20 protein-coding genes and 2 pseudogenes are annotated in these 25,034 nt (G+C 33.8%); 7 read left to right on the top strand and 15 right to left on the bottom strand.

The window, feature by feature from the left end:
* Positions 1-19 precede the first annotated feature (19 nt).
* The gene (apaG, locus tag FA048_RS03300; protein ID WP_136838783.1) at positions 20-406 is read left to right on the top strand and encodes a Co2+/Mg2+ efflux protein ApaG; all 387 of its coding nucleotides are present in this window, start codon (positions 20-22) and stop codon (positions 404-406) included.
* Between the two features lie 355 nt (positions 407-761).
* Here apaG and FA048_RS03295 read toward each other — a convergent pair whose 3' ends face one another.
* Positions 762-1,457, bottom strand: a complete 696-nt coding sequence (locus FA048_RS03295; protein ID WP_136838782.1) for a zinc metallopeptidase — start codon at positions 1,455-1,457, stop codon at positions 762-764.
* Between the two features lie 86 nt (positions 1,458-1,543).
* On the opposite strand from FA048_RS03295, the gene FA048_RS03290 reads away from it, so the two are divergent.
* Complete coding sequence (locus FA048_RS03290; protein ID WP_136838781.1) at positions 1,544-2,683, top strand: NAD(P)/FAD-dependent oxidoreductase; 1,140 nt, start codon at positions 1,544-1,546, stop codon at positions 2,681-2,683.
* Positions 2,684-2,773: 90 nt separating this feature from the next.
* Here the strand turns inward: FA048_RS03290 and purU are convergent, their stop codons facing one another.
* Positions 2,774-3,613 (bottom strand): formyltetrahydrofolate deformylase, encoded by an 840-nt coding sequence (purU, locus tag FA048_RS03285; protein ID WP_136838780.1) that lies wholly within the window; start codon positions 3,611-3,613, stop codon positions 2,774-2,776.
* Between the two features lie 80 nt (positions 3,614-3,693).
* Between purU and FA048_RS03280 the strand changes: the two genes are divergently transcribed.
* The gene (locus FA048_RS03280) at positions 3,694-4,983 is read left to right on the top strand and encodes a DNA recombination protein RmuC (protein ID WP_136838779.1); all 1,290 of its coding nucleotides are present in this window, start codon (positions 3,694-3,696) and stop codon (positions 4,981-4,983) included.
* 41 nt (positions 4,984-5,024) lie between these two features.
* Here FA048_RS03280 and FA048_RS03275 read toward each other — a convergent pair whose 3' ends face one another.
* The 3 genes from FA048_RS03275 to nadA all read right to left on the bottom strand — a co-directional run bounded on the left by FA048_RS03275 (position 5,025) and on the right by nadA (position 7,712).
* Entirely contained in the window at positions 5,025-5,456 is a 432-nt protein-coding gene (locus FA048_RS03275) for a hypothetical protein (RefSeq protein WP_136838778.1), read from the bottom strand.
* 151 nt (positions 5,457-5,607) lie between these two features.
* Complete coding sequence (gene thiL / locus FA048_RS03270) at positions 5,608-6,645, bottom strand: thiamine-phosphate kinase (protein ID WP_136838777.1); 1,038 nt, start codon at positions 6,643-6,645, stop codon at positions 5,608-5,610.
* 68 nt (positions 6,646-6,713) lie between these two features.
* A complete protein-coding gene (gene nadA / locus FA048_RS03265; protein WP_136839396.1) occupies positions 6,714-7,712 on the bottom strand; it encodes a quinolinate synthase NadA in 999 nt (332 codons plus the stop codon).
* Between the two features lie 445 nt (positions 7,713-8,157).
* Here nadA and nadB point away from each other — a divergent pair, with 445 nt between their 5' ends.
* Together nadB and FA048_RS03255 are read left to right on the top strand one after the other, a co-directional pair.
* Positions 8,158-9,744 carry an L-aspartate oxidase gene (gene nadB / locus FA048_RS03260; RefSeq protein ID WP_136838776.1) on the top strand — a complete coding sequence of 529 codons (1,587 nt, stop codon included), beginning with the start codon at positions 8,158-8,160 and terminating at the stop codon, positions 9,742-9,744.
* Between the two features lie 102 nt (positions 9,745-9,846).
* Positions 9,847-10,359 (top strand): gamma carbonic anhydrase family protein, encoded by a 513-nt coding sequence (locus FA048_RS03255; protein WP_136838775.1) that lies wholly within the window; start codon positions 9,847-9,849, stop codon positions 10,357-10,359.
* A gap of 62 nt (positions 10,360-10,421) precedes the next feature.
* On the opposite strand, the gene FA048_RS03250 is transcribed toward FA048_RS03255, so the two are convergent.
* The 7 genes and pseudogenes from FA048_RS03250 to FA048_RS03230 all read right to left on the bottom strand — a co-directional run bounded on the left by FA048_RS03250 (position 10,422) and on the right by FA048_RS03230 (position 17,726).
* Entirely contained in the window at positions 10,422-12,056 is a 1,635-nt protein-coding gene (locus FA048_RS03250) for an Ig-like domain-containing protein (protein WP_136838774.1), read from the bottom strand.
* Positions 12,057-12,189: 133 nt separating this feature from the next.
* Positions 12,190-14,052: a tRNA uridine-5-carboxymethylaminomethyl(34) synthesis enzyme MnmG gene (gene mnmG, locus FA048_RS03245; RefSeq protein ID WP_136838773.1), complete on the bottom strand. Its 1,863-nt coding sequence runs from the start codon at positions 14,050-14,052 to the stop codon at positions 12,190-12,192.
* Positions 14,053-14,187: 135 nt separating this feature from the next.
* Positions 14,188-14,538 carry an ABC transporter C-terminal domain-containing protein gene (locus tag FA048_RS20175; RefSeq protein WP_449421249.1) on the bottom strand — a complete coding sequence of 117 codons (351 nt, stop codon included), beginning with the start codon at positions 14,536-14,538 and terminating at the stop codon, positions 14,188-14,190.
* Between the two features lie 180 nt (positions 14,539-14,718).
* Positions 14,719-15,030: pseudogene (locus FA048_RS20170) on the bottom strand (ATP-binding cassette domain-containing protein); the annotation flags it as partial.
* Positions 15,031-15,210: 180 nt separating this feature from the next.
* Positions 15,211-15,951: pseudogene (locus FA048_RS20165) on the bottom strand (ABC-F family ATP-binding cassette domain-containing protein); the annotation flags it as partial.
* 231 nt (positions 15,952-16,182) lie between these two features.
* A complete protein-coding gene (locus tag FA048_RS03235) occupies positions 16,183-16,857 on the bottom strand; it encodes an MCP four helix bundle domain-containing protein (protein WP_136838771.1) in 675 nt (224 codons plus the stop codon).
* Between the two features lie 239 nt (positions 16,858-17,096).
* The gene (locus tag FA048_RS03230) at positions 17,097-17,726 is read right to left on the bottom strand and encodes a GIN domain-containing protein (protein WP_136838770.1); all 630 of its coding nucleotides are present in this window, start codon (positions 17,724-17,726) and stop codon (positions 17,097-17,099) included.
* A gap of 514 nt (positions 17,727-18,240) precedes the next feature.
* On the opposite strand from FA048_RS03230, the gene FA048_RS03225 reads away from it, so the two are divergent.
* Entirely contained in the window at positions 18,241-19,758 is a 1,518-nt protein-coding gene (locus FA048_RS03225; protein ID WP_136838769.1) for a DUF2271 domain-containing protein, read from the top strand.
* The gene (locus tag FA048_RS03220) at positions 19,739-20,398 is read left to right on the top strand and encodes a PepSY-associated TM helix domain-containing protein (RefSeq protein ID WP_136838768.1); all 660 of its coding nucleotides are present in this window, start codon (positions 19,739-19,741) and stop codon (positions 20,396-20,398) included. Before FA048_RS03225 ends, FA048_RS03220 begins: the two co-directional genes overlap by 20 nt.
* Before the next feature lie 119 nt (positions 20,399-20,517).
* Here FA048_RS03220 and FA048_RS03215 read toward each other — a convergent pair whose 3' ends face one another.
* The 3 genes from FA048_RS03215 to FA048_RS03205 form a co-directional block, all read right to left on the bottom strand.
* Entirely contained in the window at positions 20,518-21,060 is a 543-nt protein-coding gene (locus tag FA048_RS03215; RefSeq protein WP_136838767.1) for a hypothetical protein, read from the bottom strand.
* Between the two features lie 30 nt (positions 21,061-21,090).
* A complete protein-coding gene (gene ybeY / locus FA048_RS03210; protein WP_136838766.1) occupies positions 21,091-21,522 on the bottom strand; it encodes an rRNA maturation RNase YbeY in 432 nt (143 codons plus the stop codon).
* Positions 21,523-21,599: 77 nt separating this feature from the next.
* A complete protein-coding gene (locus tag FA048_RS03205; protein ID WP_136838765.1) occupies positions 21,600-24,917 on the bottom strand; it encodes a DUF4175 family protein in 3,318 nt (1,105 codons plus the stop codon).
* Positions 24,918-25,034: the final 117 nt, after the last annotated feature.

Here is a 25,034-nt window from a genome sequence, read left to right as displayed (position 1 = left end):
CATTTTATAAATTTATCAAATGGTTACAGCAATAACAGACGGTGTAAAAATTTCGGTAGAAACCATTTACCAAGACGAACATTCCAAACCCGCTAACGAACATTTTATGTTTGCTTACCGCATTGAGGTAGAGAACATGTCTGATCATGCAATACAATTAATGCGTAGAAAATGGTTTATCTTCGATAGCAACGGCACAGTAAGGGAAGTTGAGGGGGAAGGTGTTGTTGGTATACAGCCTGTTATAGAATCAGGTGAAAATTATGCCTATGTTTCTGGCTGCAATTTAAAAACAGACATGGGCAGTATGCGTGGTAATTATACTATGCATAATCTTGTACTAGAAACCAGCTTTAAAGTAGAAATTCCAGAATTTCAATTGATTGTTCCCTATAGGTTAAATTAATATTTAAGACTGTCATGCTGAGCCTGTCGAAGCATCTTTAAAAATTAAAGTTTTATTTGTAAAACAATGTCAGTAGTTCTTTGCGAATGTCGCCCTGCTGTCCGTTTTACTTCACTTCGTTTCGTGCTCACTTCCATCAGGTTTATTTTACAAAATACAGGCGCTACTTTGTCCCATTAGCGCCTACTTGGTTCATAAAAACGATGGCCCTGATATACTTTTTGTCATCCTGAGCTTGTCGAAGGACAAAAATATTGATGAAAGGTAGCGCGGAATTTTCTGAAAAGCAGCACCAAATTTTCACAAAAAAAGGATGATAAATTAATACCATCCTCTTAGCTCTCATTTAATATTTTTAGTCTCGCCCTCTGCCAAACAGCATTGAAGCGTAATACAGTAAGTTAGCCAATGCACCCAAAGCTGCAACTACATAAGTCATAGCCGCCCACCAAAGCGCATCTTTTGCTTGTACATTTTCTTCATCAGTGTACATTACACTTCTGTTATTTTTTAACCAGATTAAAGCTCTTTTACTTGCATCAAACTCTACAGGTAGTGTAATAATACTAAATATAGTAACAAGCGCTAAGCCACCTACTCCAATAGCCAACACAACTGGTGTGCCTTTAAAAATAATAAGCATAATACCTATTAAAAGCACCCATTGCAACAAATTTGAAGAGATGCTCACTAATGGCACCATGCTAGAGCGAAACTGTAGCCAATGATAAGATTTAGCGTGTTGAACCGCATGTCCGCATTCGTGTGCAGCTACAGCGGCAGCAGCAACGCTTCGTCCATAATATACATCTGTACTTAAATTTACTGTTCTTGTTGCCGGATTATAGTGATCTGTTAATTGCCCTTCTAAACTCAGCACATTTACATCGTAAATTCCATTGTCATGTAGCATTTTTTCAGCTACTTCCTTACCCGATAGCGCAGAGTTGAGCTGCATTTCTGCATATTTAGAAAATTTATTTCTAAATCGCCACTGCACAAACATGCTCAACAATAATATCGGGATGATTAAAATTAAATAGGTTCCCATATCGATAATGTATGTTTTTCATTGTGCATAAATCAAAAAGTGTTCCCATATTTAATAAAGATTTAAAATTGTTAAAACCTAGAGCTATGCCAACTAATTTATCCTACTGGGAAAAGAAAAATTTCTTTCATGCCGACATTATTATTATTGGAAGCGGAATTGTAGGATTGAATGCAGCAATTACCATCAAACATGAAAATCCAAAAATAAGCGTATTAATACTAGAAAGAGGTTTTTTGCCTTCAGGAGCGAGTACCAAAAATGCTGGGTTCGCTTGCTTTGGAAGCATTTCAGAACTAATTGAACAAGAAAAATTAAGCGGTACAGACGGTTTACACAGCCTGATTTCAAAACGGTGGAAAGGCCTATTAAAGCTTAGAAATTTGCTTGGTGATGACAATATATCCTTTAAAAATCATGGCGGATATGAATTATTTAAATCTGATCAGCAGGTTTTAGCAAATGATTGTGTATCAAAATTAAGCCATTTTAATGCATTAATTGAAGATATTGTGCTACAAAAAGATGTTTATAACGAAGCCAATGCCAAAATTAACTTGTTTGGATTTAACGGTGTTATTACTCTTATAGAAAATAAATTAGAAGCACAAATTGATCCTGGATTGATGATGAAGGCGCTCGTGTCAAAAGCAATGTCAGTGGGTATTCAAATTTACAATAACTGTAAAGTAGAGGATATAATACATGAGGATAATGGAGTGAATTTATTAACCCAACAAGGGCGTTTTACTTGTAAAAGAGTTCTGCTCACAAACAATGCTTTTGTAAATGAATTATTGCCAGATTTAGCTGTTGTACCTGGCCGAGGGCAAGTAATAGTTACCAAACCTATTCAAAACTTAAAAATTAAAGGGACTTTCCATTATGATAAAGGCTATTACTATTTTAGAAATATTGATGGTAGAATCCTTTTGGGTGGTGGTAGAAATTTAAATTTTTCTGCAGAGGAGACTACTGAATTTGGAGAAACTGCATTAATCCAAAATGCTTTACAGCAGTTATTAACAGAACTAATTGTTCCAAAAATTAACTTCGAAATTGAACATAAATGGAGCGGGATTATGGCTTTTGGTCCACAACTCACACCAATTGTTGATGAAGTTAAACCCAATGTTTTTTGTGCTGTTCGTTGCAATGGAATGGGTATCGCAATTGGTAGCCAGACAGGGGAAGAGGCAGGAGAAATGGTTATGAGGAGTCTTTAGGTTTTACCACATAGAAACATAGGTCATATAGCAGTTAATCTTTTTTTAACTATTCTATTCCTTCTATGTGCCTATGTGGTTCACAAACCCTTATTCAAAAACTATCGTTTTATTTCCACTTACAAAAACACGGTCTTCCAGAACTTGCTCTAACGCTTTACTCAATACAGCTTTTTCTATTTCTCTACCCGCAACCGCCATTTGTTTGGCATCATAAGTATGGTTTACGTGAATTGTCTGCTGTGAAATAATTGGCCCTTCATCTAAATTATTAGTTACAAAATGAGCGGTAGCCCCAATAATTTTAACACCTCTTTCAAATGCTTGTTTATATGGGCTTGCACCAATAAAAGCAGGCAAAAAGGAGTGATGGATATTAATTATTTTATGTGTGTATTGGGCATTAAACGCAGGAGAAAGTATTCTCATAAACTTTGCCAATACAATATAATCTAACTGATAATTGGATAGTAGATTGGTAATTTCATTTTCAAAATCAGCTTTGCTTTTGTCTTCATGTGAAACATAGAAAAAAGGAACATCAAATTTCTCAGCAAACTCTTTTAATGTTTCATGGTTTCCAATTACGCATTTAACCTCTGCTCCAAGTGTTTTAAAATGAGCCCTCACTAAAATATCTGCGAGGCAATGGAATTCTTTAGTTACTAACAATGCAATACTTTTCTCTGCTTTTGGAATGAGATGAACATCTGCCGCTATAGGTAGGCTGCTTAATAATTCTTCCTTTAAAATTTTATAATCTTCAACAGTTCCACTACATTCAATTCTGGTGAAAAATTTCTGTTCTACTTCATCAACAAATTCACGCATGGCGATGATATTCAATTGATGTTGAGCCAAAACTCTGGTAATATTGGTTACTAATCCAACACGGTCTTTACATTGGATTAAGACTAAAAGATTATTCATGTGGTAAATATAAGGTTTAAGCCATCTATAGGAAATTGGTTAGCCAATAATTTATTATTTTTGATAAAAATATTAGCAAAATGGAAATCGTTGTAGTTGTACTTTTAGTTATTGTTGTATTGTTAATTATTGCCGTTTTATTGAGAAAACCTATTTCCAATAACGAAACCATTAATTATTTAAAGGACGAAAAACTAAAATTAGAAGATGAATTAAACGATTTGCGTGAACGTTTTAGCGCAGAACGAAGCAATCTTGTTAAAGCAGAAGCATTAGTGAGTTCTTATCAGGATAAATTGACAGAGCAACAAAAAAACCTGGCAGATTTACAGCAGAAATTTACTTTAGAATTTTCGCTTATAGCAAATAAAATTTTAGATGAAAAGACAGCTAAGTTCACTGCACAAAATCAAACCAATTTAGATTCTATATTAAATCCGCTTAAAGCTAATATCAAATCTTTTGAAGAAAAAGTAGATAAAGTTTACCAAACCGAAGCAGCTGAAAGAAACCATTTAAAAGGTGTTATTTTTCAGTTGATGGATCAAAGTAAGCAAATTCAAACAGATGCTAACAACTTAACTAAGGCACTAAAAGGAGATAGCAAAAAACAAGGAAACTGGGGAGAGGTTATTCTAGAAAGAGTATTAGAACGTTCTGGATTAATAAAGGATAGGGAATATCGTATCCAAGCAAGCTTTAACAGCACAGAAGGAGCACGATTTCAGCCAGATGTAATCATTGACCTTCCTGATGAAAAACATTTGATTGTAGACGCTAAGATTAGCTTGGTTGCTTATGAAAGAATGATGAGTGCTGAAACTGATGAGGAAAAATTAATTAACCTTAAACAGCATTTAATTTCTGTAAAATCCCATATTGATGGATTGGCGGGCAAAAACTATCAAAATTTATATCAAATCAATTCTCCTGATTTTGTATTATTATTTATGCCCATTGAATCGTCTTTTAGCATAACTGTTCAAGCCGATAATGAATTATTTAATTATGCTTGGGATAGAAAAGTGGTTATTGTTAGTCCTACTACTTTATTGGCAACTTTACGCACCATTGCAAGTATTTGGAAAGTTGATAGACAAAACAAAAACGTATTTGAAATTGCTGAAGAGGCAGGTGCTTTGTATGATAAATTTGTTGGCTTTTTAGAAGATATGGAGAAGATTGGTAAGCATATAGACCTTACTCAGAAAGCGCACGATGATGCATTTAAAAAATTGCAGTATGGTAATGGTAATTTAATTGGCAAAGTAGAAAAGATCAAAAAGTTAGGGGCAAAGACCAAATCTAATAAACAGATTGATTCTAAATTTCTAGAGGAGGGTTTGGATGAACAGTCGTCTTCGCAATGACGAACACGACTATGGTTTCGCTTCTTAAAGCTATTTCTTTTTTATTTAATAAATTTAACCTTACCATCAACACATTCTACACCGGATGGTTCTATGGGAATTTCACAAGTTGAAAATATTCCCCACTTTTTATTGAAAACTACTTGAGCTGCTGTATAATCTTTTACTTTTTTTAGAAAAGCTGCTTCATTAATGCTTTTTTCGTATGCTATAAAACCAGTCGGACCGCCACAAGCTTTAGAACCGATAGCTATAATCTTCCAATTAGCAGCATTTGTACAAACCACTCCATTAGCTATGCTTGTAATTTCATTATATTTAATAGCTAGATAAGCTTGGCCATCTGCCTTAGAAAGCTTAGCAACTTCAACACAATCTTCACAATTTGGGTCTGTATCAAAATTTGGAGTGTCATCTTTACAGGCTGAAAACCCTGTTAATAAAATGAATAGAATAAAGTAAAGTTTTTTCATCTCTGTAAGTTTTTAGTCTATACGAAGCTATTAATCAAAACGCTACATCATTACAAAGTTAAAATTTCACTTACCCAAATTAAATTTGTCATTCCTACTTTGGAGGAATCTATTAATCAGATTCTTCACAATACTCAGAATGATAAAAAAATTACCCTTTAAAGGCATTCCAACCTTGCGCTTTTATCTCATGAGATATATTAGATTTTGAAATCATATTGCATCCAGCATTTTTATCTGTAATGTGCCCAATAATACTGATATCAACATCGTTCTTCAGCTTTGCGTAATCGCTTTGCTTAATGGTAAATAACAACTCATAATCTTCTCCACCATTTAATGCACAAACTGTTGGATCCAAACCTAATTCACGAGCGGTTTCATAAGTCATTGGATCTATAGGAATTTTTTCTTCGTATAAAGTACAACCTTTTTCAGATTGTGTACATATATGCAAAATTTCAGAGGCCAAACCATCAGAAACATCAATCATAGCTGTAGGTTTAATTTTCATTTGAGCTAATAAATCAACAATATCCCTTCTTCCTTCTGGTTTTAACTGACGTTCGATGATGTAATCTTTACCCTCTAAATCAGGTTGTAATTGTGGATTTTCTAAAAAGATTTGTTTCTCTCTTTCCAAAATTTGTAAGCCAACATAAGCTCCACCTAAATCTCCAGAAACACAAATTAAATCGCCTTCTTCTGCACCATTTCTATAACAAATATCTTCAGCAGCTGCGTGACCAATGCTAGTTACAGAAATTACTAAACCTTGTTTACTAGAAGAAGTATCGCCACCTATTAAATCGATGTTAAATTTATTACACGCCAGTTCTATTCCTTTATAAATTTCTTCCACAGCTTCTAACGGAAACTTGCTAGAAATACCTATAGAAACTGTAATCTGAGTAGCAATCCCATTCATCGCATAAATATCACTCAAGTTTACTTGAACTGCTTTATAACCTAAATGCATTAAAGGCACATAAGCTAAATCAAAATGAATTCCTTCTAACAATAAATCAGTAGATATTAACACTTGATCTTTAAAATCTAATACTGCAGCATCATCACCAACTCCTTTTAAACTTGTTTCGTGCTGTATTTTAAAATTTGTTGTTAAGTGTTTTATTAAACCAAATTCACCTAAATCTGATATCGCTGTGCGTTCTTTATTTTCAAACATAACCCCATACCCCTTAAGGGGCTTTTAATTTTATTTTTTTTAATTGTCAGTCTGAGCGTAGTCGAAGACTACAACCCTAAACTTGCAGATATTTCTAGCATTCTTTCTATTGGTTTACGTGCTTCTACAATAATATTTGCAGGTACAGTAACTTCTGGTAAACCATTTTTTAAACACAAATACAATTTCTCTAATGTGTTTCTTTTCATATAAGGACAATCATTACAAGCACAACTGTTATTTGGTGGTGCAGGAATAAATGTTTTTGTAGGGCAAGCTTTTTCCATTTGGTGGATAATGCCGCTTTCTGTTGCTACAATAAATTCTTCAGCAGGATTATTTATTGCATATTTTAACAATCCAGTAGTAGATCCAATATAATCGGCCATTGCCAAAACTGCTTCTTCACACTCTGGGTGTGCTATAAATTGAGCATTTGGATGACGTTCTTTTAATTTGGTAATTTTCTCTCTAGAAAAAATCTCATGTACCATACAGGCGCCATTCCACAACACTAAATCTCTTCCTGTTTTTTTAGCAACCCAAGCACCTAAATTTTTATCTGGACCAAAAATTATCTTTTGCTCTTTAGGTAAGCTCTCCACAATCTGAACAGCATTTGTTGATGTACAAACAATATCGCTTAATGCTTTTAATTCTGCTGTGCAATTCACATAAGTAATCACCAAATGGTCTGGATATTTTTCCTTAAATTTTTTAAACAAATGGGGTGGACAACTATCAGCCAAAGAGCATCCAGCTTTTAAATCTGGTAATAAAACCGTCTTTTCTGGTGATAAAATCTTAGCCGTTTCGGCCATAAAATGCACTCCAGCGAAAACAATGATATCAGCATCTGTTTTTGCCGCTTCTTGAGATAAACCTAAACTATCTCCAATATAATCAGCAATATCTTGTATATCAGGCTCTTGGTAATAATGAGCCAATATTACTGCATTTTTTTCCTTCTTTAATTTTTCAATTTCATCAAATAAATCAAGTGTAGGGTCAATTGCTTCGTCAACAAAACCTTTTTTATTTAATTCTTCTAATACCTCGATAGTCATCATCAATTATTTTTTGGTCCTTCTAACTTTTGTAAAGATACCGTGTTTCAACAGTACAATAGATTCTAATTATTTTATATAAAGAAGAATCTTATTACTTATTAAGGTGTTGGTATTGTGAGTAAGTTCTCATTTTTAATAGTGTAATATGAGTTATCATATACTTACCAACAATTAACATTCATTTTTATTTTAAATTTATACTGATTTACAACCTTATACTATTTAACCTATAAACTTATCAATACCAAAATGTGTATTGTTAGTTTAGTATCAAAAGGTTGATAAACTATACAAAGTTGCTTAAAAATAATGTAAAAGATTGTGTCAAATTACCTTTTTACCTTAGCTTTAAACATTCAAAAATAGTTGTTGGTTTTATTTATACATTATGTTAACACTATTTACGATGTTCTTAACAAGTTTTTGATTTACGTTAATTTTAATGAGAAAAGTCGATTTTTTAGTCATAGGTTCAGGTATTGCTGGTTTAAGTTTTGCTTTAAAGGCTGCACAACACGGAAAAGTGTTAATTGTTACCAAATCTAATGAGGATGAATCTAATACAAAATATGCACAAGGTGGAGTAGCTGTTGTGGTTGATGAATCTGATTCTTTTGAAAAGCATATTGAAGATACTTTGATTGCTGGAGATGGATTATGTGATGAAAATATTGTGGAAATTGTGGTTAAAGAGGGGCCACAACGCATACAAGAGATTATAGATTACGGTATTAACTTCGATAAAAATACTGCTGGTGTTTTCGATTTAGCTAAAGAGGGAGGCCATTCTGAGCACCGAGTTTTACACTATAAAGATATTACAGGGTACGAAATAGAGAGTGTTTTATTGAAGCAAATTCATGAAAATGAAAACATAGAGATATTAACACATTACTTTTGCTTAGAGCTTATCACCCAACATCACCTTGGTAAACATGTTGATAAGAGCAGTGAAGATATCAACTGTTATGGTATATATGCCTTTAATACAGAGCTTAACGATGTGGAGAAAATATTGGCAAGTGTTACTGTAATGGCAAGTGGTGGTGCTGGACATGTATATTCTAACACTACAAATCCAGTTATTGCCACAGGCGACGGAATGGCAATGGTGTATAGAGCAAAAGGAAAAATTAGAAATATGGAGTTTATCCAATTTCATCCAACTGCTTTGTATAATCCAGGAGAGTACCCTTCTTTTTTAATATCTGAAGCAGTTCGTGGTTTTGGTGGCGTTTTAAGAAGAAAGAACGGCGACGAATTTATGTACGAATATGATAAAAGAGGATCACTAGCTCCTCGTGATATTGTAGCTCGTGCAGTTGATAATGAGATGAAGAAGTCTGGAGATGATTTTGTTTATCTTGATATTACGATGAGAAAGAAAGCTGATATCTTAAAACATTTTCCAAACATTTATGCAAAATGTTTATCAATAGGTATAGATATGACGAAAGATTTTATTCCTGTTACACCAGCATCGCATTACATGTGCGGGGGTATTTTGGTTGATGAATATGGAAAATCTTCGATCAAGAATTTATATGCATGTGGTGAGGTTTCCTCAACAGGATTACATGGGGCAAATAGATTGGCATCAAATTCATTATTAGAAGCAACAGTTTTTGCACATCGTATTTATTTATCGGCTCTAGAGAATTTTAAAAACAATATTATACCAGATGAAATTCCAGAATGGAATGAACAAGGTGTAACACAATCTAATGAAGAAATTTTAGTTACCCATAACCTACGCGAAACCCAAAAAATAATGAGCGATTATGTGGGTATTGTTCGTTCTGATTTTAGATTGGATAGGGCGATGCGACGATTATTTTTATTGTTTGAAGAAACAGAAGAATTTTATAAAAAGAACAAGGTTTCTGTTAAACTTTGTGAACTAAGAAATGTAATTCAAGTAGCTTACATGATCATTAAATCTGCAGTTGCTAGAAAAGAAAGTAGGGGTTTACACTATACAACAGATTATCCGGAGCACGCTAAAGAATTAGTTGATACTATAATATAAATATCATCCTGAGCGTTGTCGAAGGATTATGTAAGAGTCTTCGACAAGCTCAGACTGACATTTTATCTAACATCTAAATACTAACTACTATATACTCACAATATGCCAATAATACTACCAGTTAAAGAAGTACACCCTAAATGGGGAGAAAAATGTTTCATTGCACCGAATGCTACAATTGTAGGCGATGTGGTAATGGGCGATAATTGTTCTGTTTGGTTTAATGCGGTAATTAGAGGAGATGTGAATAGCATTACCATTGGCAATGATAGCAATATTCAAGATGGCGCTGTAATTCATGCTACGTATTTAAAAGCGGCTACATTTATAGGTAATAGAGTTTCTATAGGCCATAATGCAATTGTACATGGATGTGAGGTAAAAGACCACGTGCTAATAGGAATGGGTGCCATCGTAATGGATAATGCTATTGTAGAAGAGTATTGCATTATCGCTGCCGGAGCTGTTGTTTTAGAAAATACCATTTGTGAAACAGGGCATTTATATGCTGGTACTCCGGCAAAAAAAATAAAGCCCATTACTGATGAGCAACGGGCTTTATTGAATAAATTGCCAGATAATTATATCATGTATAGCGGGTGGTTTAACCCCTAAATGCCCTAAAGGGGACTTCATAATAGAGTGTTAAATAAGCACAAAGATGGCCAAACTCCCCTTTAAGGGTTAGGAATATCTATTTTCTCTCTTCTTTCAAAATTTGCTCTAATAGAAAACTCTTTTGGTTCGTACCAAATCTTTTCTGGTTGAATTCCCTTGGCTACATTTCCGGTATCCCAAATGCCATTTTTGTTTTCATCATAAACAATACGTGCATAATATATACCTGACCTATAGTTAGGGAAAATAACAGGTCCACTTTTTAAAATTCTTTCACTTCCCATCACTACTTCCTTCTTTTCGTTTACCAATTCTAAAATATAATTTTTGCTGGTATCAGGCACAGTTACGTTAATATAAAGGGTGCTATAAATATCTGCTTCGGCAAGTAAAAAGTTTTTTGTAATCTCTTTGTTTTTTGAATTGAAAAGACCGGTTACAGCACCATCGCCAATTTTAAGGATATATTGTTCTTTCTTTTTCCAAGGATACTTAAAAGTATAAACTAGTAAATCTGTACTGTCTTTGGTTAATATAAATCCTTTTCGTGGAATAGAATCTTCAAGCAAAGTTATTTTAGTTAAATCTATATTTTCAATAGGGAAGTTGAAGTATAATTTTAAATCTTTAAAAGGGTTTAATGCCGAGCCTTCTAAATTATCTCCAGCTTGCACATTTCTTGTATAAACATCTTTTTTGCCTCTTGTAAATTTAACGGTATCCAGAGCTTTGCCTTCATCTTTAACAGCTACTTTTACTGAATCAAAAGATAAATCTTTTAGCCAAAATTTAACCGAGTCATTGTTTTTATTAAAGCGAACAATTTTACCTACATCAACTGCTACTGGATCTATAATGGTAAGCTCTGGGCGACGTAATTTTTGGTTAAAGTCCATCGTAATACTTCCATCACTGTTTAGTTTTCTATCTACAATTCTAAAATCCTTGGCTAACTCTTTAAATACTTTTAGGTTCACACTATCCATATTTTTTGTCAACACTAAAGGTTCTTTGATAAAACCGATCTCATCGAAATTTTGCTGATAAATTTTATCACCACCTTTTTCTTTTAGTGCATAAATTTTGTAGGTCTCTTTTTTAAGATTGTTCAATTTGTAATTTCCGCTACTATCGGTAGTTGTATAAATGGAAGGTTTCTTTTTTCCCAAAATAGTATCTCTAGCAAGCGGTAAAATAAAAACAACGGTTTCAATTTCAGGTGCTCCTGTTAATGCATTTTTAATAGTACCACTAATGCTTAAGGAATCTAAAGTAGGGCCTGTAGAGAAAACGTAAGTAAAATTTTTAATGGCATTACTTTCGTTGATGTCGGCTATCGCTTTTCCAAAGTTTAAAGTATAGGTTGTATTTTTTTCTAGCGTATCTTGTAGTGTAATTTCTAATTTTTTGGTGTTGCTACCTTTTAGTATAGGTGGCTTTTCCATTTCTGGAGAAATAGAGAATTCTTTAAACTCATTGTCTAATTTGATGTACTCATCAAAATCGATAACAATTTTTTTAGCTGAAAAATTTGTCGACAAATTTTTTGGTTCCATTTTTAAAACCTTGGGGGGGAGGCTATCTTTTGGTCCACCTTGAGGCATTTGGATGCTCGCACACCCGTAAATTAACCCAACGATTAAAATTAGATAATAAAAATACTGCTTGTTAACTAGCCTGTTGTTTTTCGACATTTAGATGAGCTATATTTAGTTTTATATTGTTTTTAATGAATAACATTAAGAAAACGAAAAAACGCCTTAAATCGTCTAAAATTAAGCCGTCAATTTGTTAATATTAATCAATTGATAATCAACAGTTTACGTGTTATTTAGTAATATGAACCATTAAAACAGAGATATCGGAAGGTGAAACTCCAGATATTCTTGAAGCTTGGCCTAAAGTTCTTGGTTTAATTTTCAATAGTTTTTCGCGAGCCTCTTTTGAAAGCGAAAGGAGTTTGTTATAATCGAATTCTGGATTGATAGACTTGTCCTCCATTTTCTGCATTTTGTTTACAATCTCATTTTCTTTCTCGAAATAGCTTTCGTATTTAATTTTAATTTCTGCCTGCTCTACAGTTTCAGTATCAAAGGTATTTAAAAGGTCGTCAAATGTTTTGCTAACTTTTCTAATATCGTCAATACCAACTTGTGGACGGCTTAGAATATTAAATAATTTTACATTTTGTGTAAGAGCAGCTGTTCCTAAGCTTTCTAATAACTCATTAGCTTCGCCCATCTCAATTCCTTGTTTTCTGGTGAAAGCAACGATTGCATCAGAATTTTCTATTTTCTTATTTACAATGGCTAAACGCTCGTCATTAATTAAACCTAATTTATGAGCAATAGGAGAGAGTCTAATATCTGCATTATCTTGTCTAAGCAATAAACGGTGCTCTGCCCTAGAGGTAAACATTCTATAAGGCTCTTCAGTACCTTTAGTTACTAGATCATCTATTAAAACGCCTATATATGATTCTGAGCGCTTCATGATCAGTTCATGTTGATCTTTTACTTTCTGATGTGCGTTTATTCCTGCTATAAATCCCTGACTAGCAGCTTCTTCATAGCCTGTAGTGCCATTAATTTGCCCCGCAAAGAACAAATTACTGATTAATTTAGTTTCTAGCGTTAATCCTAATTGTGTAGGTGGAAAGTAATCATATTCAATCGCATAACCAGGCCTAAACATCTTCGCATTTTCAAATCCAGGAATTTGTGTTAGGGCTTTGTATTGGACATCTTCTGGTAAGGAAGTGGAGAAACCATTAACATAAATTTCACAGGTATTCCAGCCTTCAGGTTCTACAAATATTTGGTGTCTTTCTCTTTCTGCAAAACGATTAATTTTATCTTCAATAGATGGACAGTACCGAGGACCTAACCCCTTAATCCGACCCGTGAACATAGGGGATTTCTCGAAGCCTTCTTTTAAAGTTTCATGAACATTAGAATTGGTATAAGTAATCCAACAGCACCTTTGGCCTGTTGGTCTTTCTACGTTTGTATAAGAAAAGCGGCCAGGATTTTCATCTCCCCATTGCTCTTCCATTAAACTATAATTTAATGATCGACCATCAACTCGGGGAGGAGTTCCAGTTTTCATTCTGCCTGCTTCAAAACCTAATTCGGTTAATTGTTCTGTTAAACCAGTTGCTGATTTTTCTCCAGTTCTGCCGCCACCAAATTTCTTTTCTCCAATATGGATAATTCCATTTAAGAAAGTGCCATTTGTAAGTACAACGGCCTTACCCATGATCTCTACACCAAGTGCTGTTTTTACACCTATAACCGTGTTGTTTTTAATGATCAAACTACCAACCATCTCTTGCCAAAAATCAACATTCGGCGTTCTTTCTAATGCTAATCTCCACTCTTCAGCAAAACGTTTTCTGTCATTTTGAGCTCTTGGGCTCCACATGGCAGGGCCTTTAGACTTATTTAACATTCTAAATTGGAGTGTCGTTTTATCAGCGATAACTCCAGAATAGCCGCCCATAGCATCAATCTCTCTCACAATTTGTCCCTTGGCAACACCACCCATAGCAGGGTTACAACTCATCTGCGCAATAGTCTCCATGTTCATGGTAACTAATAACACAGAAGAACCAAGGTTTGCGGCTGCAGCTGCGGCTTCGCAGCCGGCGTGTCCTGCGCCTACAACAATAACATCGTATTCTTTAAACATGTTTATATTTTTGTTTCACGTGGAACAAGATAAAGTTAATGAAATCTCACCGAGATCAAATCTTGTTTCACGTGAAACTTTTACTTTTTATACAATTTGATTTGGCTATTGTGCCACGAACTAATAACTAATGCGCTAGTTTGTTTTGTCAGAAAGTTCAACCCAGCGCTCCATTATGCTTTCTAATTCTTTATTTAATTTTGCTATTCCCTCTGAAGCTTCTTGTATTCTAACATAATCAGTAGCGTCTATTGCATTTAACAACTTAGTTAAATCTTCTATCTCGTTTTCCTTTTCTGCAACAGTTTCTTCTATTTCGTCTAATTCTTTTTGCTCTTTAAAGGATAATTTTTTAGGAACAGTATTATTTTTATCCTCTTCAATTACTGTTTTTTTAGGAGCGGGATTATCTTTGCCATTGTCTAAACTAATGCGATATTCAGAATAGTTTCCATTGTAAATGCTTACGCCACCATTGCCTTCCATAATAAATAATTGCTCACTCATCTTATCAAGTAAATACCTGTCGTGAGAAACAAGGATTAATACGCCGGGGAAATTCTCTAAAAATTCTTCCAACACATTTAGAGTGTCAATATCTAAATCATTGGTCGGCTCATCCAGTATTAAGAAGTTTGGGTTTTGCATTAACACCTTCATTAAGTGTAAGCGTTTTTTCTCTCCACCACTTAATTTCTCTACCATTCCGTGTTGCTTCTTAGGAGGGAAGAGAAATAAAGTTAATAGTGCAGATGCAGAAATTGTTTGCCCATCTGCCATCTTAATATATTCTGCATCAGATTTAACAATATCAATTACCCTTTCTTTTGGGTCAAAAGCCAAGCCGCCTTGTTTGTAATATCCATACACAGTAGTATCTCCAACATCTACATTTCCTTTCTCTGGTTTTAAAAAACCAGTTATGATATTTAACAAAGTTGATTTACCGGTTCCGTTTTTACCCGCTAAACCAATTCTATCTCCTCTTTTAAACACGTATGTAAAGTCATTAATGATTTTTTTATCATCAAAAGTCTGTCCAATATGATTTAACTCAAGAATTTTATTTCCTTGGCGAGCCATCTTCACATTCAATGTAACTTTTTGATTGTCAGAACGTTGCTTAGTTTTATCTTCTAAATTATAAAATGCATTTACCCTAGACTGAGATTTTACTGTACGGGCAGCTGGCATACGCCTCATCCACTCTAATTCTTTCTTCAATAGGTTTTTATTCTTCTGAAAAGTGCTCTCATCAGAAGCCTCTCTTTCACTTTTCTTTTCTAGAAAGAATGCATAATTTCCATTGTAGTTATAAATTTTTCCTCTATCTAACTCTACTATGGTATTACAAACATTGTCTAAAAAATACCTATCGTGAGTAACTAAAAGAATGGTCTTATTACCAGAAGTCAATAATTTTTCTAACCATTCAATGGTATCAATATCCAAATGGTTGGTAGGCTCATCTAGCACATAAATCTCTGGATCTTCAATTAATAACTTGGCCAAAGCCAAACGTTTTTTCTGTCCGCCAGAAAGTGTATCTATTTTTTGTTGTAGATGATTAATACCCATACGGCTCAAAATCGTTTTGATTTCATGCTCATATTCCCATGCATTGTGTTCGCTTAATTCTTCATACAAGCGGTTCAATGTTTTTTCATCTGGATTAGGGTCTTCAATCAATTCTTCATATTCCTTGATCAACTGTTGCTGTTTATTCTCTAGTGAAAAAATGAAATCACTAATAGAATAGCCATCAGGAAAAGATGGTTCTTGATCTAAAAAGCCAATTTTAACGGCTTTATTTTTAACAATTTTTCCCTCTAGAGGAGAAAAGCGCTCGGCAAGTAATTTTAAAAGGGTGCTTTTACCGGCTCCATTTATACCTACCAACGCTACACGTTGACCAGGATTAATGCCCAGTGTTAAATTTTTGAAAAGCCATTCATCATGGTATCCATGGCCTAAGCCTTCGGCTGCAATTAGTGTACTCAAAGTATTTTTTAACGATTTATCTAATAAGAAATTACTGCAAAAGTAAGGATTAAAATTTTGGTATGGGAAGGAGGGAAAAATTAGGAGCTAAAGATTTACCTAAAGATTGCTTATTGTTGTTTCCTAAATCTAATTCAAGTTAAAATTCTCTTGTTTTATTTTAATCACATTAGAAGTAAACATGATTGATACGATTAAAATACCAATCACTACTGCTAAAACAAGTTGAATATTAGAGTATAAATTACTGCCAGCAATAATACTTTTTGATTCTTTGATCAGCTCTTCTCCAACTTTAGTCTGAATTTTAGTTAGGGCTGTCAGGTTTTCAAAAATTTCCTGATAAGATTTGCTAGCCATCTTGTTAAAAGCAAGCTTGGTTTCTGCAGTTGCATCTGGTGGGATATTTAAGATTGTTTTTTCAATCGTCCTGTTTTCTAATAACTTATTTTTCAGCACATTCAAATGGTTTTTTTCAGGCTTTACCAAAAAAGTTTGTTCATATTTTTTCAATAACAAATCAATGTTCGCATCATGACCAGCAAGCCTTTGATTTAAACTATTATCAGTGCTATTGGTATTAAGATGATTGTCGATTAGAAACCTTTTCGCATATATTCCTTCTGAAATGTAGAATAAATCTGTTGCTGGAATTAGCCTATCGTTATACAAAGAGGTAAACGCTTTACCCATGTTTTTAATGCTTTGGTCCTCTAAAACCCTGATCAAAATGGTACAAGCCATAATGCAGAAAAGCAATACAGCAACCTTTGTTTTCTGTTTAATTGAATGTGCAAACTTCATAAGCTAGGATTAGTTTATTGCAAAATAATTAAAGATTACAATTTAAACTAATACAGCTGCATAACTTGACTTGTTTATAACGAGAATAAATTTAGAAATGGAGCAAAATTCTGTTATCTGTGCGAATCTGTGGTTGGGAAGGCTATCTAAAATATAAACGCAAAAAAAAATGCAGACATCCATCTGCATTTTTTTAACTAAACTAAAAACTAAACTAAATTTATGATGGATTATGAATTTTAAAGGTTAACTAAATCATCAGAAGTTGGCAAAGTTACCGGCGCAATTACAGTTGCAATTGCAGCATTCTGCGATTTAATATTTGTGGTTTCTGCAACAAATTGTTCCATATTAACTTTGGCAACACTTCCTAAAACCGCATCATAAGCGGTAGTAGAACCAGATAGAGTTAAGTTTGCTTGGCCACCAACATTGGTAGATAAACTGATGGTATTTGTATTTAATTTTGCAGTTGCGTTATCATTCAAATTAACAGCTAAGTCTAAAGTGTTAAATTTTCCAGAAGTTCTAACGCTTGCATTGTTAGATGCTGTGATCTCAGTTAAACTGGTTACATATACAACAACAGTTAGAGTTTCTTTATTGAAAGAACTGATACGCAATTCTCCATTTTTTTGTTGTACCAATGCATTTTTAGAGAAGTAGTTGTCATATACTTTAACGCTCTCATCTGCACTTTGAACCAAAATCAATTCAACGTTTCCACATACATTGATTTTATTTACTTTCTTAACTTCAGATAATACAGTTACTTGTGTGTTATCTTCTGCTTTTACATTTATTGTTGCTGTTGTTAATACTAAGCCTGTTACTGCTAATGCGATTAATGATTTGATAGAAGTTTTCATATTTTTATTTTTTTAAAATCTTTGTTTTATAAATTATTTTCTTTTTTGCCACCGCCCTCTTTCAGGCTGGTTTCGTATATAAGACGACACTAAGGGAAAAAGGTTGCAGCGCAAATGGCCGTATTATACCTACATCGTGTAACTCTCGACGAACGCCTGTAATATTTCGACCAACAGACCTCAAAAAATTAGGGGAAAGCAAGTTCTAAGGGATTGTAACTATTTAGTTCCCTCTTAAGGAGTAAAGATTATGAATACCACAACCCTCAAAGTAATTAAAATAGCACCCCATTTGATTTCAGAAAAGAAAACCAGTTTTGTTAAACCTGTACAGCCTTAATAAATTGATTTATGACTCTTTTGATGAGGTAATTGCATTCGCAAAATATAGGTGGGATTATAAATAGACAACAGCATCTTTAAACCTTTTGATAAAAAAAATAGTCACAAAAGACAGAAATTCAATTTCAAGTTTTACATTTGCACTCTATTTAGAATTAAACTTAATAATAATATGAAAGTAATAGCCTCCGTAGTTGCGGCTTTTTTGTTAATTGGGGTTACTCCAAAAACAGAAACTCCAAAAAATGCCAATCAACGTTTGTATGTATCTCATTACGAAAATATATTAGGAACATCATTAGAATTTAAATTTACAAGTACATCAGAAGCTGAGGCAGAAAAGGCAGAAGTTGCGGCATTGGCAGAAATAGATAGGCTTTCATCAATATTTAGTGCTTATGATCACAATAGTGAGTTTAACAAATGGATGAAGCAAGACTTGAACAAACCGGTTAAAGTCTCTAAAGAGTTATACGATATGCTAAATCTTTTTGCACAATGGAAAAGCCGTACTAATGGAGCTTTAGATGCATCCGCAGCGGTTGCCGGTAAGTTATGGAAAGATGCAGCAGCAAAACAACAATTACCAACTACGGTAGAAATTAATGCCGCAGTTGCTACCATGCAACAAATACACTATCAGCTAAATGTAGCTAATTCTACAGCTACTCGTTTAACAAATGCACCTTTAGTGATGAATACCTTTGCAAAAAGCTATATCATTAATTTAGCGTGTGATGCGGCTTTGGCTTCATCAAAGGTAAATGCAGTGGTAGTTAACATTGGTGGAGATTTAGTAATTAAGGGCGATGTTACAGATGCTGTTAATGTTACCAACCCTTTGGCTAACGCTGAAAATGATGCACCTTTAGCTCATTTATTAGTGAGCAATAAAGCGGTAGCAACAAGTGGTAATTACAGAAGAGGTGAACAAATTGGCAAAAATTGGTATTCTCATATTGTAGATCCACGTACCGGAAAGCCCGTTGAAGGTGTAATTAGCGCAACCGTTGTTGCAAAAAATGCAACTGATGCAGGGGCGTTGGCAACAGCTTTTAACGTATTGTCTTTGGCAGAAAGTAAAGCATTAGCGGTCACTATTGAAGGCGCAGCATATTTGATTATTACTAAAGATGGTAAAAGAATAGAGAGCAGTAATTGGGGTTCTTTGGTAGATAAATCAGTTACTGAAAATAAATCAACCACTCAACCTGTAGTATCTGGGGCAGGAAAGCCATGGGATCCTAAATTTGAATTGGCTATAAATTTCGAATTCAATGCAATTGCAGGCAATGGCCATCGCCCATTCGCTGCGATTTGGGTAGAAGATGAAAATAAAGTTGCCGTTAGAAATTTAGCGTTATGGTATAATAAAACGAAATGGATTCCTGATTTGAAAAACTGGTACAGAATTAATGGAGATAGCTTTAAAGCCGATAAAAATAATTATGCTTCTGTAACCGGCGCAACTCGTTCTCCAGGGAAATATACTATTAAATGGGATGGTAAAAATGACAAAGGAGAATATGTTCCACAAGGAAAATATACCATCATTATTGAAACCTCAAAAGAGCATGGTACTGATGAAATTATACGCCAACCAATGGAATTTAAGAAAGCTGCAAAAAAGGCAACTAACGCAGGTAATGTTGAAATCTCAAACGTAACTTTTGACTTCCGTAAAAAATAATCCCGCACCGCTTGCTTCTAAGAAGAAAGTAGCTACAAAAGCAAATAATCCGAAGAAAGAAGTAGCCAAACTATCACGCTGGCTACATATTTACCTTTCTATGGTGAGCTTTGCGATTGTTCTTTTCTTTTCGGTAACTGGGTTAACATTAAATCACCCAACATGGTTTGGCGGCGATAAGCAAGTTGAAACTAAGCATAAAGGAACATTGAATGTAAAATGGGTGAATAATCCAGACACGACTAAAATTGCTAAGCTAGAAATTGTAGAATTTTTGCGTAAAACTTACAATGTTAAAGGCTATGTGAGCGAAATTAGAATTGATGATTCTGAAGTGAGCGTTTCTTTAAAAGGCCCTGCATATTCATGTGATGCTTTTATTGATAGAGAAAAAGGAACATATGAAGTTTCTGAAATTAAAATGGGTCTTGTTGCAGTAATGAATGACCTGCATAAAGGGAGAGATTCTGGTTCTGGCTGGTCTTGGATTATAGATATCTCAGCTGTGTTTTTAATTCTAGTTTCTCTTAGTGGATTAATATTGCTATGTTTCATTAAAAAAAGAAGAGTAGCAGGCTTTATAACGGGTGTTATTGGCTTGGTGATTTGCTATTTGATCTACGCAATTTTTGTTCCTTAGTCTTACCGTCATCGCAAATAAGGAATGAGTGAGATGCCTTTAATCCTAAAAATGCTGACCATTGCTGGGATACTTTAGAATGTTGTTATACTAACTCACAGCGGCCTCTGCGCTAGATCTTATACAAGAAAGGACTTTAAAGACGAATTGTCATCAAAAGGATAACCTTTGTAATCTACGATCAATTCACATCCTTTTGGAAGCTGAACATATATTTCTTCTAATAACGGATCATCTCTGTCTGCGCGTATCAAAAGCTTTTTTAATGAGGTTAATTTTCCGATTTGTTCAAAACCGGCTGTTGTTATTGAAGTTCCGATCAAATGTAAAAGCTCTAGCCCATTAATTGAACAAATAAATGGCATTGCTTCATTTGTGATGCTGTCACAACCTTTAAGCCTTAATTCGGTAATGCTATCTAGTTTTACTAATTCTGCAATTCCGGCATTGGTAATGTAGGTTTCATCAAGGTCTAATTGCCCAACAGATTTAATTCCTTGTACCATTCTCACTAAGTGGTCATCATCAACATGATTATATAATCTGAAACGAACTTGTTCTACATGTAAAGGAATTCCATCTATATGTTTAGGAACATTCATATAATAAAATGTTCCCCAAAATTCTTGTTCGGCTAGTTTTTCCTTTTTTTTATTTCTCATTGCTATCACAATTAAGCAGCGAAAGATTAATTAGGATACTATCTCAAGCTTTGCCAAATATAAATCTTCCTTTTCCGTCATTAAGGCTTTAGCAGCTTTGGTTTTGTCTTTGTAACCTAACAGGTGCAGGGCTCCATGAATCATCACTCGGCACAATTCATCTAATGTAGCTGATTTAAATTTAGTTGCATTTTCTTTAATCCTCTCTACACTAATAAAAATATCACCTACAATCGTTTTAAGCTCTTCTGAGTTGTCGAAAGTAATCACGTCGGTATAATCGTCATGCTGGAGGTAATCTTGGTTTATACGCAGCAAATATTCGTCTGAACATAAAATGAAGTTAAGCTCTTCTAATTTATAACCTTCAGAAATGATTGTTGAACCAATCCAATTTTTAATTATGGTTTTGTGCTTTAGTGTATAAGTAAGGTCTTCGGTAAAAAAATTGATGCGTGCCATGGGAAGGAATTTTTGTCATTCAGAGCACAGCGAAGAATCTAAAAGAGATTACTCACAAGTTCGTAATGACAAGTGGGTTATTTATTAGGCGAATTTAGCAATTTAAAATATTCTGCAATTTTGTTTTTGTAATAATAGTTTAGATTTGGCGGCAATTTTTGAAGCATTTCACTCTCGCTTTGTTGCTGTTTTTTAAACCGGTCTAACATTTGTTTATAAGACGGTGGAAACTCTTTCGCTGCGTTACTTTCTCTCTTTGAATCTTGGTCTTGCTCACGTTGGGCTTTATCAGCATCTAATAACTTTGTGGTTAAATCCTTTTGGCGGTTCATTGTCTCTTCGTTAATCCTTTTATTCACCAAATCATTTTCTGTTTTCTTCATGTCTTCGGTCATCTGGTTCAAATTACCCAAACCGCCTTTTCCATCTTTATTTTCTTCTTTGTTTATTTTTTGCAAAGCTTCCCTAATCATCTGTTGTTGCTGAGCCATTTTTGCAAATTCTTGGCTCATTTGTCCTTTTGGCACAGTTCCCATATTGCCCTCTTTTTGCATTTTATCTCTGGCATTCTGCATTTTTTGATTGAGTTGATCTTGCATTTTTTGCAAATCCTTCATGCTTTGTTTGCCTTTTTTACCCTTGCCAGATTTAGCATTCTTTTGTGCATTTTGCATTTGCTCTAAAGCTTCATTCATCATCAATGCTAAATTGTTTAACGATGTCATAGCAAATTGTTGGGCACGATTAGCCTCTGCAGTTCTTCTATCGCCTAAATAATCTATTGCTTTTTCAATGTTTAAATTGATTTTACCAACTTCTGCATTTACTGTGCTTTCTATTTGTGGCACTCTTTTACTCAATGAAAACAAACTGTCAGCAATGGTCTTCATGTTATCTTTTATGGTGTTTTGTTGCTGTACATTCGGAATGTAAGAAGGATCATTGCTAGCCATTCTTCTTAAGGCAAGCATAACTTTTTCTTGGGCAAAAGAAGTACTTAGTAAATTTTCTAATAAACGGCGCAGCTCTTCTGCATTGGTTTTTGATTCTTCTTCTTCTCCCTGTTGTTGACTTTGCTTCATTTTTTGAGCCAATTGATCCATTTGCTCACCAGCTTTTTGTTGCTTTTGAGATGCCTTCTGTTTATCGTTTTTGTTTAGTTCTTCCTTACTTTCCTGTTGGTTTTTCTCAATCTGTTCCGTTTCTTCTTTAGGGTTTTCGAAATCATTTGGCCTTTCTAATTCTTGATTTTTTTCCTCAAGTTTTGCCAACTCTTTCTGTAAATCTTTAAAGTCTTTATTTAGCTGATCTTGCTTCTTTTTAATGTCACTTACATCTGCATTTTTTTCTTGACTTTGTTGGCTCAATTCTTTTTGCTGTTTAGCCATTTCTTCCAAGCGGTCAATTTTATTTTGTAAGTTTTGTTCAAACTCTAATTGTTTATAGAGTTCTAAAATTCGATCTAGTTCATTTTTTAGCATTTTATTGTCCATTTGCATTTTAGACAATTCCTCTTTTGTTAAATCTTTATTGTTCTGCTCCATTAATTGTTGCAATTTTTTCAATAAATCTTTTGTTTTATCATCTAGAACATTGTTAAACAAATCATCAATTTGTTTTTGCTTTTCTTTTAGTTCATCGGTTAAAGCATTATTTTCTTGTTTTTCTAGATTGTTTTTTTCGTTTTGTGCCCTAATTTCTTTTACAGCTTCTTCCAATTGTTTCTGTTTTTCTAAAAGCTGATCAATTTGTTTTTTATCCTCAAAAGTCAATTGCTTTTTATCCAATAAATCTTGAGTTAATTTTTTACTATCCTTTTCAATCTTCTGTGCCAATTTAATGGTCGATTCCATTTTTTTCTTTAAGGCTTCACTACCTTCAGCTAATTTTTCTGCAATTTGTTGTTGCGTAGGTGCTTGGTAGATTTTAATTTCAGAACGAAAAATTTTTGCACCATTTACGCCATCATTGTCGGCTACCTCGAAATAGTATTCTAAAAACTGACCAGGTTTAACGGCAATTTCATTCAAATTCCATAAATAGAAAAACGCATTTTCTATTTGGTTGTTTTTGATAGGAATAAGCTTGGTTTGTTGAGCTATTGTTTTACCATTTTCTTTAATGTTGTATTTAAATTTCAATGAGGTGAAACCATAATCGTCAGCAATATTACCTGAAAAATATAAAGCTTTTGTGCTTACAGAATCAGAAGATTCTATAACAGAAATATTTGGAAATTGATCGGCAATAACAGCAATTTGGTGGTTTAAAGAATCAGCATTACTAACATAATTGTTTTTAGGTACAATCCGATAGGTGCCGCTTTTTTTAATGGTTGTACTGAAGTTGGCAGAATTGTCTTCTACTTTTAAATTATAAATTTGATTTAGTAAAATAAAAGCTAAAGTTTGGCTATTTTCTGTTTGCAATTCCCAAGTTACTCTTGTTCCTTCTGGAATTAACAAGTCACCAACGTTGCTAAGGGTCTCATTTTTCCTATTGAGATAAGCTGGATAAACTAATTTTGCACTTATATTTAGCAAAGAGGGACGAGGTTTGACCTCTATTGCAAATGAGGCTGAATTAAATCCACCGCCAAAAAAGCGAAGGGATTTATTTTTTTGGATATTCTTAAAAGTATAATTGAAATTGCTGATGTTTTCTTTCTCTAACTTGTAGGTGTTTGCGCCATCCTCGATATAAATATCTTGAGGAAATTCATTTCCTTTTAGCTGGAGCTTAATGGTTAAGTCATCGCCCTGTGTAACAGTTAAGGCCTTGTTTAAAATCTCAAATTCGAAGGGAGCTGTAGGTAAAATCGCCTCATTATATCTAATAAAACTATTCGTTCCCTCCTTTAAAATTGCAGGAGCAATAACACCAATGAAAATGATAATGGCTAATGGTAATAAAATGTATTTAATGCGCTTTCTATTATCGTTTAAATTAATTGCACTAGCAAAAGGAATTGGTCTTAAATCGCTTATTTTCTGATCGATCCCAGCCAGAATTAATTGGCTGTTCTGAGGAGAATCATCTGCTAAGGCTTTTAACTGCAAGGTATTTAACAACCTGTCTTTTACATTAAAGAAATGATCACCTATTAAATGAGATGCCTGTTCTAAACTAATTGTTTTGCTTAACTTAAAATAAGCAAGTGCAGGTTTAATAATCCAATAACCAATGGCAGCCAAAGAGATGATAAGAAATGAAAAGAAAAGAAAGGTTTTTGTTCCTGTTCCTGGATGTGTATAATAGACCAACACAAATAAGCATAGATACAGCCCTAAAACACATGCGGCAGCATAAATGCTTCCACGCAAAAGTTTATTAAGGTAAAACTTTTGTGTAAATTCATTAATCTTGGCAATTAAAAGGTCGTAGCTATTACCCATAGTTAAGTTAACGAATATAAAGGAAAAAATTGTGTAGTTAAATAGCCAATAAACCTATTGATAAAGCGTTTTCGATTTAATTAAAAGAAGTTAACATAAAATAAATGTAACTATTAT

It is taken from the genome of Pedobacter polaris, from assembly GCF_005116505.1.
GTDB lineage: Bacteria > Bacteroidota > Bacteroidia > Sphingobacteriales > Sphingobacteriaceae > Pedobacter > Pedobacter polaris.
Note: the sequence above shows the minus strand (reverse complement) of the source record. Positions and strands in the feature narration are given on the sequence as shown.